At 74.5% G+C, this 12,943-nt stretch carries 10 protein-coding genes and 1 pseudogene; 8 read left to right on the top strand and 3 right to left on the bottom strand.

Going from position 1 to position 12,943, the window contains the following annotated elements:
* From ACIRYZ_RS34715 to ACIRYZ_RS34700, 4 genes and pseudogenes are all read left to right on the top strand, one after another.
* Nucleotides 1-208, top strand: a pseudogene (locus tag ACIRYZ_RS34715) (electron transfer flavoprotein subunit beta); the annotation flags it as partial.
* 45 nt (nt 209-253) lie between these two features.
* The gene (locus tag ACIRYZ_RS34710; RefSeq protein ID WP_402952090.1) at nt 254-1,216 is read left to right on the top strand and encodes an electron transfer flavoprotein subunit alpha/FixB family protein; all 963 of its coding nucleotides are present in this window, start codon (nt 254-256) and stop codon (nt 1,214-1,216) included.
* A gap of 193 nt (nt 1,217-1,409) precedes the next feature.
* Nucleotides 1,410-2,834: an acyl-CoA synthetase gene (locus tag ACIRYZ_RS34705; protein WP_402952088.1), complete on the top strand. Its 1,425-nt coding sequence runs from the start codon at nt 1,410-1,412 to the stop codon at nt 2,832-2,834.
* A gap of 263 nt (nt 2,835-3,097) precedes the next feature.
* On the top strand, nt 3,098-3,991 hold the full coding sequence (locus ACIRYZ_RS34700) for a C40 family peptidase (RefSeq protein WP_402952086.1): 894 nt from the start codon (nt 3,098-3,100) through the stop codon (nt 3,989-3,991).
* A gap of 138 nt (nt 3,992-4,129) precedes the next feature.
* Here the strand turns inward: ACIRYZ_RS34700 and ACIRYZ_RS34695 are convergent, their stop codons facing one another.
* On the bottom strand, nt 4,130-5,044 hold the full coding sequence (locus ACIRYZ_RS34695; RefSeq protein WP_402952084.1) for a PfkB family carbohydrate kinase: 915 nt from the start codon (nt 5,042-5,044) through the stop codon (nt 4,130-4,132).
* Between the two features lie 388 nt (nt 5,045-5,432).
* Between ACIRYZ_RS34695 and ACIRYZ_RS34690 the strand changes: the two genes are divergently transcribed.
* Together ACIRYZ_RS34690 and ACIRYZ_RS34685 are read left to right on the top strand one after the other, a co-directional pair.
* Nucleotides 5,433-6,500, top strand: a complete 1,068-nt coding sequence (locus tag ACIRYZ_RS34690) for an NUDIX domain-containing protein (RefSeq protein ID WP_402952082.1) — start codon at nt 5,433-5,435, stop codon at nt 6,498-6,500.
* Nucleotides 6,501-6,586: 86 nt separating this feature from the next.
* Entirely contained in the window at nt 6,587-7,450 is an 864-nt protein-coding gene (locus ACIRYZ_RS34685) for a DUF4184 family protein (RefSeq protein ID WP_402952081.1), read from the top strand.
* Here ACIRYZ_RS34685 and ACIRYZ_RS34680 read toward each other — a convergent pair.
* Nucleotides 7,401-8,765: a dipeptidase gene (locus tag ACIRYZ_RS34680; protein WP_402952079.1), complete on the bottom strand. Its 1,365-nt coding sequence runs from the start codon at nt 8,763-8,765 to the stop codon at nt 7,401-7,403. The two genes, ACIRYZ_RS34685 and ACIRYZ_RS34680, sit on opposite strands and share 50 nt — an antisense overlap.
* Before the next feature lie 326 nt (nt 8,766-9,091).
* Between ACIRYZ_RS34680 and ACIRYZ_RS34675 the strand changes: the two genes are divergently transcribed.
* The gene (locus ACIRYZ_RS34675) at nt 9,092-10,300 is read left to right on the top strand and encodes a geranylgeranyl reductase family protein (protein ID WP_402952077.1); all 1,209 of its coding nucleotides are present in this window, start codon (nt 9,092-9,094) and stop codon (nt 10,298-10,300) included.
* 92 nt (nt 10,301-10,392) lie between these two features.
* On the opposite strand, the gene ACIRYZ_RS34670 is transcribed toward ACIRYZ_RS34675, so the two are convergent.
* Entirely contained in the window at nt 10,393-11,385 is a 993-nt protein-coding gene (locus ACIRYZ_RS34670) for an ArsR/SmtB family transcription factor (protein WP_402952075.1), read from the bottom strand.
* 76 nt (nt 11,386-11,461) lie between these two features.
* Between ACIRYZ_RS34670 and ACIRYZ_RS34665 the strand changes: the two genes are divergently transcribed.
* Nucleotides 11,462-12,922 (top strand): MFS transporter, encoded by a 1,461-nt coding sequence (locus tag ACIRYZ_RS34665; RefSeq protein ID WP_402952073.1) that lies wholly within the window; start codon nt 11,462-11,464, stop codon nt 12,920-12,922.
* Nucleotides 12,923-12,943: the final 21 nt, after the last annotated feature.

The following is a 12,943-nucleotide window of genomic DNA, read 5'->3' as shown; positions in this document are numbered from 1 at the left end:
GATCATGGCGGCGAAGAAGAAGCCGGTGCAGTCGCTGGACCTGGACGACCTGGGCATCGAGGCCGACGAGGTCGGCCTGGCGGGTTCGTGGACCGGGGTCGAGTCGGTGGCGGCGCGTCCGGCGCGCACCGCGGGCACGGTCGTCAAGGACGAGGGTGAGGGCGGCAAGCAGCTCGCCGCCTTCCTCGCCGACCAGAAGTTCATCTAGTCCCACCCGTCAGCGCATCCAACGATCGATCAGGAGCAACGAATCATGGCTGAGATCCTGGTTCTGGTGGACCACGCCGACGGTGTGGTCCGCAAGCCGGCCCTCGAACTGCTGACCCTGGCCCGCCGCATCGGCGAGCCGTCCGCCGTCGTCCTCGGCGCCGGTGCCGCCGCGGCCGACATCGCCGCCAAGGCCGGCGAGTACGGCGCCGCCAAGGTGTACGTCGCCGACGGCGCCGAGTTCACCGACCAGCTGGTCGTCCCCAAGGTGGACGCCCTGGCCCAGATCGCCAAGACGGTCGCCCCGGCCGCCGTCCTGGTCACCTCCTCCGGCGAGGGCAAGGAGGTCGCCGCCCGCGTCGCGCTGCGGATCGGCTCCGGCATCATCACCGACGCCGTCGACCTGGAGGCCGGCGACGGCGGTCCGGTCGCCACCCAGTCGGTGTTCGCCGCCTCCTTCCAGGTGAAGTCCAAGGTCACCAAGGGTGCCCCGGTCATCACCGTCAAGCCGAACGCCGTCGCCCCGGAGGCCGCCCCGGCCGCCGGCGCGGTCGAGAACGTGTCGGTGGAGTTCACCGGCAACGCCGCCAAGGTCACCTCGCGCACCCCGCGCGTGTCCACCGGCCGCCCCGAGCTGACCGAGGCCGCCATCGTGGTCTCCGGCGGCCGCGGTGTCGGTGCCGCCGAGGGCTTCGGCGTGGTCGAGGAACTCGCGGACGCGCTCGGCGCGGCCGTCGGCGCCTCGCGTGCCGCCGTCGACGCCGGCTGGTACCCGCACAGCAACCAGGTCGGCCAGACCGGCAAGCAGGTCTCCCCGCAGCTCTACATCGCGGCGGGCATCTCGGGCGCCATCCAGCACCGGGCCGGCATGCAGACCTCGAAGACCATCGTGGCCGTCAACAAGGACCCCGAGGCCCCGATCTTCGAGCTGGTCGACTACGGCGTGGTCGGCGACCTCTTCCAGGTCCTGCCGCAGCTCACCGCCGAGGTGAAGGCCCGTAAGGCCTGATCCCGCGGACAGACCGCGGAGGGCGTGGCACCGGGTGCTCGGTGCCACGCCCTCCGTCGTTCGCCCCGGTCCGCAGGCGCCGGAGCGGTGGCCCGTAGAGTCGGCCCGACGGCGCGGGACACGGCGGCGCACGGCATGACCGTGTTCGGCGGGTTCGGCGCGACCAGGGTGAGACGAGGACGAGGGCGGAAGCATGGCACTGTTGACGGCACTTCAGGGCGACTACGGCGATGCGGCGGACGCGCTGCGGATCGACGGTCGGGCGCTCTCCCGGGAGGACCTGCTGGGCGCGGCGACCGCCGTGGCCGACCGGGTGGCCGGGGCCCCCGCGCTCGCTGTGCTCGCCCGGCCGACCGTGGAGACGGTCATCGCCGTGGTCGGCGGCCTGTTGGCGGGCGTGCCGGTGGTGCCGCTGCCGCCCGACTCGGGGCCGAAGGAGCGCGAGCACATCCTGCGTGACTCCGGCGCGGCGCTGCTCGCGCACGCCGTCGGGGAGGCCGCGCCGGAGGGCGCTTCGGTGGCGGCCCTGCCGGTCGACCCCGCCGAGCGCTCCGCCACCGGTCACGCCGAGCCGGCCGCCGACGCGACCGGCTTCGTGCTGTACACCTCGGGCACCACCGGCGCGCCCAAGGGCGCGGTGATCCGGCGGGAGGCGATCGCCGCCGACCTGGAGGCCCTGGCCTCGGCCTGGCAGTGGACCGCCGGGGACACCCTCGTGCACGGCCTGCCGCTGTTCCACGTGCACGGGCTGCTGCTCGGCGTGCTCGGCGCCCTGCGCACCGGCAGTCGGCTGGTGCACACCGGCCGGCCCACCCCGGAGGGGTATGCGGCGGCGGGCGGCAGCCTGTACTTCGGCGTGCCCACCGTCTGGTCCCGGCTGGCGGCGGACCCCGCGGCGGCCGCCCGGCTGGCCTCGGCCCGACTGCTGGTCTCCGGCAGCGCGCCGCTGCCCGTGCCGGTGTTCGAGAGGCTGGCGGCGCTCACCGGACACGCCCCGATCGAGCGCTACGGGATGACCGAGTCGCTGATCACCGTCAGCACCCGGGCGGACGGCGAACGCCGCCCCGGCAGTGTCGGACTACCGCTGGAGGGGGTGCGCACCCGGCTGGTCGGCGAGGACGGCGAGCCGCTGCCGTACGACGGGGAGAGCGTCGGTGAGCTGCAGGTTTCCGGGCCGACCCTGTTCAGCGGCTACCTCAACCGGCCGGACGCCGACGCCGAGGCCTGGACGGCGGACGGGTGGTTCCGCACCGGGGACGTCGCGGTGATCGGGCCGGACCGCTTCCACCGGATCGTCGGCCGCGCCTCGGTTGACCTGATCAAGAGCGGCGGCTACCGGATCGGCGCGGGCGAGGTGGAGGCCGCGCTGCGCGACCACCCGGCGGTCGCCGACGCGGCGGTGGTCGGCGCGCCGGACGAGGACCTCGGACAGGCGATCGTCGCGTACGTCATCCCGGACGGCGCCGTGACGGGGGAACAGCTGACGGCCTTCGTGGCTGAGCGGCTCTCGGTGCACAAGCGGCCGCGCCGGGTCGTGCTGGTACCCGAACTGCCCAGGAACGCACTGGGAAAGGTGCTGAAGAAGCAGTTGCTCGCGGAGGCCGAGGGGCGCGGATGACGGGGCGTCGGCCAGACCCTCGGTGACTGGTGTTCATCCTGATGCCCCGTCGGTAACCACCGCCCGGGAAACCTTCCTTTGGCGCACTCCACTGCGCGCCGTGAGCGAACGCGTGCTTAACGTGACACGCAGGCAGAACTGATCTGCCGAGCGTACGGACCGGCGATCCCGGGGCCTACCGCGTGTCCGCAGCAGTTTCCGCAGCCGCCCGTCCGGCGGCCGTTCGCACCAGTGCGTTCGAAGCAGCGAAGGAAGTCAGCAGGATGACCACCGTCAACACCAGCGTGCCGGATGCCGCCGAGGTACCGACCGGGCAGCACGCCCCCGCCACCGCCGACCGCTCCGGCGGACCCGCCCGTCCCCCGCGGGCCGCGCGGGTCCGCCGGGGGATCGCGATGGCGGCCGTGGTCGCGGTCGGGACCGGGGTGATCGGCCTCGGCACCGGTGTGGGCCCCGCGGCCGCGGAGCGGGCGCCGGCGCACGCCGGGTGGGACGGCTCTCGGTACTGGTTCAAGAACGCCCAGGGCGAGTGGCGCTGGACCACCCACTACGACGTCTACGTGGCGCGGACCAGTGGCGCGAACTCCTCGTCGACCTCCTCCGCGAAGCCGAGCGGGGGGATCAAGCAGGGCTGGGACGGTTCCCGGTACTGGTTCAAGAACGCCCAGGGCGAGTGGCGCTGGACCACCCACTACGACGTCTACCTGGCGCGGACCGGCGGGTCCTCGTCCTCCTCCGGCGCCCCGTCCTCCTCCGGCTCCTCGGCCTCGTCCCACGACGCGGTGGCGGGGGACCGCAACGTCGAGGCCGCCGTGCAGTTCGCGCTCGCCCAGGTCGGCAAGCCGTTCATGACGGCGGGCAACGGGCCGGACGGGTACGACTGCTCGGGCCTGGTGCAGCAGTCCTTCCGGCGCGGCGGCATCGAGCTGCCGCGGATCGCCAACGACCAGTACGCGGCGACCACGCCGATCAGCGCGAGCCAGCTGCGCCGGGGCGACCTGCTGTTCTGGTCGCCGGACGGTACCCGGCGCGGGATCCAGCACGTGGCGATCTACCTGGGCAACAACCAGTACGTCGAGGCCGCGCGGCCCGGGACGAAGATCCGGATCTCGGGGATCAGCAAGGGGTACTACCCGGCGTACATGGGACGGCCGTAGCGGGGTCGCCGGTTCGGGCGCCAGGGGCGCCGGTGTTCGGCGCGGCGCCTCGGCCGGCGGTGCCCTGGCGTGCGTTCATGCGCGGGACTCCAGGGGTGGCCGGTGGCGTGCGTTCACGCGCGGGAACTCGGCCGGAGCTCAGAGGTCGGCCGGGCGGGGGAGCGCGCCGCGGGCGCCGAGCGCGGTGACGGCGAAGGCGCCGGCGGCCACGGCGGTGGCGGCCGCCTCGGGGAGGGCGGCGCCGCGGGCCAGCCCGGCGGCGAGGGCGCCGCAGAAGACGTCGCCGGCGCCGGTGGTGTCGACCACCCGTACGGCGGGCGCGGGCAGCCTGGCGAGTACCTCTCCGGTGACGACCAGGGCGCCCTCACCGCCGAGGGTGACCACCGCCCCCTCGGCGTGGCGGGCGAGGGCGCGGGCGGCCTCGGTGACGGTCGCCGCGCCGGTGAGCTGGCGGGCCTCCACGGCGTTGGCGACCACCAGGGGTCGGCGGCCGCCGGGACCGGGGGCGGGCAGTGCCCCGGCCGGGGCGGTGTTGTGCAGCCAGCGGGTGCCGCCGTTCGGGCCCGCGGTGGGGAGGGCGGCAGCGGTGGCGCGGATGCACTCCGCGGGGACCTCGTTGCTGGTGAGGACCACGTCGACCGGGAGCAGGTGGAGCCGGGCCAGGGCGGCGGTGACCTCTTCCGGGGTCAGTTCGGCGTTGGCACCCGGGACGACCACGATGCTGTTCTCACCCGACGGGTCGACCATCACGATCGCCTGACCGGTCGGCGCATCGGGGTGCGTGAGCACGGCGCCCGTCCGGACCTCCGCGTCGCGCAGATCGGCGAGCGCCGCTTCGCCGTCGGAGTCGCGCCCGATCTTGGCGACCAGGTGGGTCGCCGCGCCCATCAGGGCCGCTGCCACCGCCTGGTTGGCGCCCTTGCCGCCGAAGCCCTGGTCGGCGGAGGTGGTGAGCACGGTCTCGCCGGGGGAGGGGAGCACGGGACAGCGGAGGATCCGGTCGGTGTTGACCGAGCCGATGACGACGACCCGGCCGGCGGGAAGCAGCTTCATCGTTCCTCTGTACGCGCCGGGGTGCGGGCGGCGCAAGAGGCACTCGCGGAGGCGGGCAGGGGAGACCGGGGAACAGGAGGGCGCAGGGGCGGCGCGCACGGCGTACGGGTGGGGCGCGCGGCGGAAGTCGGCCGGTCCGACTTCCTGTGCGCACGGCGTACTGTCAGGGGGCGGCTTTGCGGTCGAACGGTCTGCATGCCTCCCGGCCCAGGCCGCTGGCCTGGGCACATGCCTCTGTCAAGGGGCGGGCCGGGGCGCGTGGGCGGGCGCGGCGGGCAGGCATGGGGAGCGGCGTGGCGCGGGTACCACCACGGGTGGCGCTGGTTCGGTCGACGGGGGCGCTGCCCGGTGCGTACGGCATCGGGGCGAGTCGAGGGCAGGGGACGTTGTGATCGTCTGGGTCAATGGAACATTCGGGGCGGGCAAGACGAGTGCCTGCCGCGAGCTGGTGGAACTGCTGCCCGGGAGCGTGCTCTTCGATCCCGAGCTGGTGGGCCTCGGTCTGCGTCGGATGCTTCCGGCCGACCGGCTGGCGGCGGTGTCCGACTTCCAGGACCTGGCGGCCTGGCGCCGACTCGTCCCCGAGACGGCGGCCGCGCTGCTCGGTGAGGTCGGCGGCCCGCTGGTGGTCCCGATGACCCTGCTCAGAGAGGACTACCGGGACGAGATCTTCGGCGATCTCGCCGCCCACGGGATCGCGGTGCACCACTTCGTCCTGGACCCAGAAGAAACGATCCTGCGTGACCGCATCACGCGACGCGAGGAGTGCCCGGGCGATCCGGAGGCCAGCGAGCGGGTCCGTCACTGGTGCCTGGAACACATGCCCCGCTACCGGGCCGCCCGCCGCTGGCTGGTCGGCGACGCCCGGATGCTCGACACCAGCCGGCTCACCCCGCGCGAGACGGCGCACCGGATCGCCGAACTGGTCCGGGTCGGTGCCGCGCGCTGCCCGATCGTCCAGAGCCCCGACCCGACCGGGGACACCGTGGCCTCGGCGGTGCTGTTCTTCGACGAGCAGGACCGGGTGCTGCTGGTCGATCCGGTCTACAAGCCCGACTGGGACTTCCCCGGCGGCGTGGTCGAACGCGGCGAGGCCCCCACCGACGCCGCCCTGCGCGAGATCGCCGAGGAGCTGGGGCTGCGGCTCGACCCCGCCACCCTGCGGCTGCTCGCCGTCGACTGGGAGCCGCGCACCGGCCCGCGCCGCGGCGGCCTGCGGCTGATGTACGACGGCGGGCTGCTCGACGACGCGGGCCGGCAGAACCTGCTGCTGCAGCAGGAGGAGCTGCGCGGCTGGCGGTTCGTCACCCTGGACGAGGCGGTCGACCTGCTGCCGCCGAGCCGCTACCGGCGCCTGGCCGCGGCGCTGGAGGCGCGGCGGATCGGGGAGCTGCGGTACCTGGAGGCGGGGAGCCGAGTGGCGCTCGGGCTGGCCAGTACGGCGGACGCGGCGTAGGGCCGCGGTGGTCCGCCGGTGTGACGGCTGCGGACCGGGCCGACCTCGGTTGGCCCGGCGGGCGGTGCGGGCGTCAGGATGGGGGCATGCCCTTCACGTTCAGTCACCCCGCCGCCGTCCTGCCCCTGCTGCGTGCCGCCGGGGAACGAGGGCCCCTGGTGGCCTCGGCGCTGGTGGCCGGGTCGATGGCGCCCGATGTGCCGTTCTTCGCCGAGTCGCTGCTGCCCGGGGTCTACGAGCACGGCGGGCTGCTGCACCGCTGGTGGGCGGTGCCGACGGTCGACGTGGCGGTCGCCGCCGTGCTGGTCGCGGGGTGGCACGGGCTGCTGCGGGCGCCGCTGGTGGGGCTGCTGCCCGAGCGGTGGGCCGGCGGCGCCGAGGCGCTGACGGTCCGCCGGGCCGGTGGCGGCGGCGGCCGGAGGGCGGACGCGGCGTGGTTCCTCGGGTCGGCGGCGATCGGCGCGGCCACCCACGTCGGCTGGGACGCGTTCACCCACGGTGACCGGCTGGGCGTACGGCTGCTGCCCGTACTGGAGCGGAAGGTGGCCGGGGTCCCGCTCTACGAGGCGCTGCAGTACGGGACTTCGGTGCTCGGTCTGGCCGCGATGGCCGGCTGGGCGGCGCGTACGGTGCGGGCGGTCGAGCCGGTGCGCCCCGCCGTCCGGCCTGCGACCCGGACCAGGCGGGTGGCCGTCGCGGCGCTGGGCGCGGCGACGGCGGCCGGGGTGCTGCACCGGCTCAGCCCGCTGCGGCGGAACCTGGTCCCGGAGGTCTGCTTCGGCGCCGGGGCCGGACTCGCGGTGGGCGCGGTCGGCTACGCGGCGGTGGTGGCGGCCGCCCGCCGATGGCGGGGCGGGCGGCCGGTGGCGGACCAGGTGGTCCGCACGGTCCCGACTGCCGTCAGGCAGAGCGCAGTTCGGCGTAGCGGCGCAGGAACAGGGCCTCGGTGAGGGCCATCCGCTCCAGCTCCTGCGGGTCGACGCTCTCGTTGACCGCGTGGATCTGGGTGGTCGGCTCCTCGACGCCGATCAGCACGATCTCGGCCTTCGGGTAGAGCGAGCGCAGGGTGTTGCAGAGCGGGATCGAGCCGCCCTCGCCGGAGGCGACCATCGGGGTGCCGAAGGCCTCGGCCATGGCCTCGCCCATCGCCTCGTACGCCGGACCGCTGGTGTCGGCGCGGAACGGGGCGCCGTTGCCCTGGCGCTCGATGGTCAGCCGGGCGCCGAGCGGGACCTGCGCCTCCAGGTGGGCGACCAGCGCGTCCTGGGCGGCGTCCGCGCTCATGCCCGGCGGGACGCGCAGGCTGACCAGCGCCTTCGCGGCGGCCTGGACGGAGGAGGTGGCGCCGATCACCGGCGGGGCGTCGATGCCGAGGACGGTGACGGATGGGCGGGCCCACAGCCGGTCGGCGATGGTGCCGGTGCCGGTCAGGGCGACGCCGTCGAGCACCTTGGCGTCGGCGCGGAACTGCTCCTCCGGGTACTGCACGCCCTCCCAGGTCTGGTCGGCGGTCAGCCCGGCGACCGCGACGTCGCCGTTCCCGTCGTGCAGCGAGGCCAGCATCCGGACCAGGCACTGCAGCGCGTCCGGGGCGGCGCCGCCGAAGGCGCCGGAGTGCAGGTTGCCGCCCAGCGTGGTGACCGAGGCCTCAACCACCGTCATGCCGCGCAGCGAGGCGGTCACGGTGGGCAGGCCGGCGGCGAAGTTGCCGGTGTCGCCGATGATGATGACGTCGGCGGCGAGCAGCTCGGGGTGGGCCTCGGCGTAGCGCTCCAGGCCGCCGGTGCCCTGCTCCTCCGAGCCCTCCACGATGATCTTCAGGCCGACCGGGTAGGCGTCCCCGTACACCTGGCGCAGCGCCCGCAGCGCGGTCAGGTGCATCAGGATGTTGCCCTTGCAGTCGGCGGCGCCGCGCCCGTACCAGCGGCCGTCACGCTCGGTCAGTTCGAAGGCGGGGCTGGTCCAGGCGGCCTCGTCGAGCGGGGGCTGGACGTCGTAGTGCGAGTAGAGCAGGACGGTCGGGGCGCCCTCGGGGCCGGGCAGCTCGCCGTAGACGGACTGGGTGCCGTCCGGGGTGTCCAGCAGCTGGATCTTGGTCAGGCCCTCGGCAGCGAAGGCGTCGGCGACCCAGCGAGCGGCCTTCTGGCACTCCTCGACCGGGAACTGGCGCGGGTCGGCGACCGACGGGAAGGCGACCAGTTCGGCGAGGTCGGTGCGGGCACGGTCCATCAGGGACCGGACGGCGTCGGCCAGGGGCTGTGACATCGGGGCTCCGAGGGGACGGGTCCGCCCGTGGGGTGGTACGGGCGGAGGGGTCGGTTTGGGGTACCGCCGATCATAGGCGGAGGCGATTGTCGGGTGGTGCGGCGTCCGGGTGGCTGTGCGGACGCATAGGATTGCTCGACGTGACTGACTCCGGAAGCTCCGATTCCCGTAGCCCGCTCGACCGTACGACCGCGTCGGTCGGAGGTGAGGCGTCCGCGCAGGTGTCAACGGCGTCTCCGCAGGTGCCGACGGCGTCGGCGGCGGTGTCAACGGGTTCGGCGGCGGTGTCAACGGCTGCGGCTGATTCGGTGGATTCGGTGGATTCGATGGCGTCGGGGGCCTCGGCCGCCTCCGGGGGACAGCTGGACGGCGTCTGGGACGTGGTGGTGGTCGGCGCCGGGCCGGCCGGGGCCTCCGCCGCGTACGCCGCCGCCGCGCGGGGCCGCCGGGTGCTGCTGCTCGACAAAGCCGAGCACCCCCGTTACAAGACCTGCGGCGGCGGCATCATCGGCCCCTCCCGGGACAGCCTGCCGCCGGACTTCGAGCTGCCGCTGCAGGACTGGGTGCACGCCGTCACCTTCGCGTACGACGGGCGGTACACCCGGACGCGTCGTTCCAAGCGGATGCTGTTCGGCCTGGTCAACCGGGACGAGTTCGACCTGCGCCTGGTGCAGGCGGCCAAGCTGGCCGGGGCGGTGCTGGTCACCGGAGTGACCGTCACCGGGGTTGAGCAGCGTGGCGGCGACCACCGGACGGCGCTGGTCACCGCGGCCGACGGACGCAGCTTCGAGGCGCGCGCGGTGGTCGGCGCGGACGGCAGCGCGAGCCGGATCGCCCGGCACGTGGGCGTCACCTTCGACCAGATCGACCTGGGCCTGGAGGCGGAGATCCCCGTCCCGCCGCAGGTCGCCGCCGACTGGTCGGGCCGGATCCACCTCGACTGGGGCCCGCTGCGCGGCAGTTACGGCTGGGTGTTCCCGAAGACCGAGTCCAGCAGCCTGACCGTCGGCGTCATCTCGGCGCGCGGCGACGGCGAGCGGACCAAGCAGTACCTCGCCGACTACATCCGGCGGCTGGGCCTGTCCGGCTTCACCCCGCAGGTCGAGTCCGGGCACCTGACCCGGTGCCGGGCCGAGGACTCGCCGCTCTCCCGCGGCCGGGTGCTGGTCGCGGGCGACGCGGCCGGGCTGCTGGAGCCGTGGACCCGTGAGGGCATCTCCTACGCGCTGCGCTCGGGCCAGCTGGCCGGTGAGTGGGCGGTGCAGATCGCGGAGGCGGGCAACGCGGCGGCGGTGCGGCGCGAGGCGCTGAACTACGCGTTCGCCGTCAAGGCCGGGCTGGGCGTGGAGATGCGCGCGGGCAAGCAGCTGCTGGGCGCCTTCGAGCGGCGGCCGTACCTCTTCCACGCGGCGGTCTGCCTGGTGCCGGCCGCCTGGCGGGCCTTCGCCCGAACCACCCAGGGGCACACGAGCTTCGCGCAGGTGCTGCGACGGTACCGGGCGGCGCGGCGGCTGGCGGCGATGGCCTCGCGGTAACGGATCTGCTGCCGGGTGGGGCCGGCGTTCCTCCGTTCAGCGGAGTGAACGCCGGCCCCGTTCGTCGTGCGGGGTGGGCTGTTCGCCGCCTGTTACCGGCCGCCGGTCAGCTCGTCCCCGAGCACGCTGCGCCGGTACAGCACCGAGCGGCCGTGCCGGGCGCGGGTGACCAGGCCGGTGGCCGCCAGGACGGACAGGTGCTGGCTGACCGCGCCCGGGGTGACGCCGAGGCGGTAGGCGAGGTCGGTGGTCGAGGCGGGCTCGGCGAGCAGGGTCAGCAGCCGGGCTTTCGGGGCGCCGACCAGCGACTCCAGGGCCGCCGACGTCACCGGCGCGTCCGCGCCCGCGCCGCCCATGGCCGCCTGTCCGCGCGCCGGGTAGGAGATCTGCGGCTCCCGGTCCTTGCTGATCATGGTGATCGCCCCGCGCACGAAGCAGGTCGGACTGAGGACCAGCCCGCGTCCGTCCACGGCGGTCTCCACGTCCCCGTCCCCCCAGTGCCGGTTGATCGACAGTACGCCGTCCGCCCAGTGCAGCCGGTGGTCCAGGTCCGCGAACAGCGCCGCCGCACCCTGCTGGGCGAGCACCCGCGCCCGGTAGACCAGGTCCGCCTCCAGCACCGTGCGGGCCTGCGGCCACCAGCCGGGCGCGAGGCACGCCTCCCAGTACTCCTTCAACGCGTCGGAGATCCGTGCCAACAGCCGCGCCGGATCGGCGAGTCCGTCGTCGAGCAGGGCGGGCAGCGGCTGCCCGTGCGACAGGAAGGTCTGCTCCAGCTCGCTGCGCAGCAGCACCGGCGGCAGCGCGCGCACGATGGCCAGCTCGGCCCGGAAGTCGCCGGCGGCTGCCGTCGGGCGGGGCGTCAGGAAGTCGGGGACCCAACGGTTCTCGGCGACCAGTGCGAGCAGCAGGTGGCGCGATTCCAGCCGCTCGAAGGCGGGCCGGAGCTGCTCGAAGGCCCTGGTCTGGAGCGGGTAGACGCCCGGGTGGGTCCACATCCGCAGGCTGAGCACCGCCTCGTGGATCGGGGAGACGGCGAACCAGGTGGTGGCGAGGTCGGCCAGTCCGAGTGTGAAGCGGTGCACGTACGTCCCCCTCGTAAGATTCAGCCAGAGCCTAAAGGAATACCCTTGGCGGCCCGCCCGGCGGTGTGATCAGGGCATGACCACCAAGCCGGCGGAGTCCTCCGCACCGTCCTTCGCCCTGCCCTCGCACAACCCGGGCGGCCGCCTCACTGCGGCTCTCCGGCGCCGACTGCACCCTGATCCGACGGTCCGTCGGCTGGCCGGGATCACCCTCGTCAACACGGTGGGCAACGGCCTGTCGTTGTCCGTCGCAGTGCTGTTCTTCACCCGGGTGCTCGGCCTGAGCGCCGCCCAGCTGGGCGGCGGGATGACCGCCGCCGGCCTGTGCGGGGTCGTCGCCAGCGTGCCGGCCGGCCGGGCCGCCGACCGCTGGGGCGCCCGGAGGGTGCTGGTGGTGCTGGTCGGAGTGGAGGCGGTCGGCACCGCCGGCTACGCGCTGGTGCACAGCTACCCGGCCTTCGTCGCACTGGCCTGCGCCGTCTCCGCCGTCGACCGGGGGTCGGCCGCCGTGCGGAACGCGCTCTACGCCGAGGTGCTGCCGGCCGATACCCGGGTGGCGGGCCGGGCCTACCTGCGGGTGGTGACCAACGTCGGCATCTGTGTGGGGACGGGGCTCGGTGCGATCGCGCTCCAGCTGGACACGCGGCCGGTCTACCTGACGGCGATCCTGGCCAATGCCGTCTCCTATGTTGCCGTTGCGGTGCTGTTCTACCGACTGTCCGCCCTGGCCGGCCCTTCGTCGGCCGAGTCCGAGGCGAAGTCCGGTACGGAGACCACGTCCGGTACGGAGACCACGTCCGGTACGGAGACCACGTCCGGTACGGAGACCACGTCCGGTACGGCGAACAAGTCCGTGACGGCGACCACGCCCGGTACGGCGAACCCGTCGGATCCCGGGGGCAAGGGCGTCAAGCACGGTCGACGGCGCAACCCGGCGCTGCGGGACGGCCCGTTCCTGGTCGTGACCGCGTTGTGCTCGGTCCTCGGCCTGCAGTTCGCTGTCCTGGAGGTGGGCGTTCCACTGTGGATCGTCCAGCAGACCGACGCGCCGCGGATCACCGTCGCCGGCGCCCTGATCGTCAACACCCTGATGGTGATCGCCCTGCAGGTGCGGGCCACCCGGGGCACCGAGGAGCGGACGGCCGCCGCCCGGGCCTGCCGTCGCGCCGGACTGGTGCTGGCCGTCTCCTGCCTGGTCATCGCCTTCGCGCACGGCCTGCCCGGGATCCTCGCCGCAGTGGTGGCGCTCGCGGGGATCGCGTTGCAGTCGCTGGCCGAGGTGATGGGTCAGGCGGGCGGCTGGGCGTTGAGCTACGACCTCGCGGGTGAGGGTGAGCACGGCGCCTACCAGGGCGTGTTCAACGCGGGTTCGGCGGCCACGATGATGGCCGGACCGGCGGTGGTCAGCACCGCAGTGATCGGCTTCGGGCTGGTCGGGTGGGCCGTGCTGGGCGCGGTGCTGGCGGCGGCCGGCCTGGCGATGGGCCCCGCCGTCCGGTGGGCCGGACGGCGGGAGCTGCGGCTCCGCGCGGCGTGACCGGCGGCTGCTCCGAGCGGC

It is taken from the genome of Kitasatospora sp. NPDC101155 (assembly GCF_044768305.1).
Taxonomy (GTDB): Bacteria; Actinomycetota; Actinomycetes; order Streptomycetales; family Streptomycetaceae; genus Kitasatospora.
Note: the sequence above shows the minus strand (reverse complement) of the source record. Positions and strands in the feature narration are given on the sequence as shown.